Origin of the sequence: Acidovorax sp. MR-S7 (assembly GCF_000400995.2) — a bacterium.
Taxonomy (GTDB): Bacteria; Pseudomonadota; Gammaproteobacteria; order Burkholderiales; family Burkholderiaceae_C; genus MR-S7.
The window spans coordinates 1-250 of the sequence record NZ_DF238924.1; the positions used below are offsets into that span (position 1 = coordinate 1).

Below are 250 nucleotides of genomic sequence, written 5' to 3' on the forward strand. Positions count from 1 at the left end.
TACCCGAAGAACTGCTGTCTGGCCTGCTGGCTAACTACAAGAAGCCTGAAGACCTCATCGGCGAGAACGGCCTGCTCAAGCAGTTGACCAAGCTGCTGGTCGAGAAGGCGCTTGACGCCGAACTAACCGAGCACCTGGGCTATGAACGCAACGAGGCGGTGGCCAACCCCAGCGGGAACACCCGCAACGGCAAGAGTAAGAAGACCCTCAAGGGCGATTTCGGCGAGTTGCCCATTGAGGTGCCCCGCGA

The 250-nt window shown here is 60.0% G+C and carries 1 protein-coding gene; it reads left to right on the forward strand.

From position 1 onward, the window contains the following. Positions 1 to 250, forward strand: a 250-nt coding sequence (locus AVS7_RS11380) for a transposase (RefSeq protein WP_020228519.1), incomplete at both ends; no start/stop codon positions are given.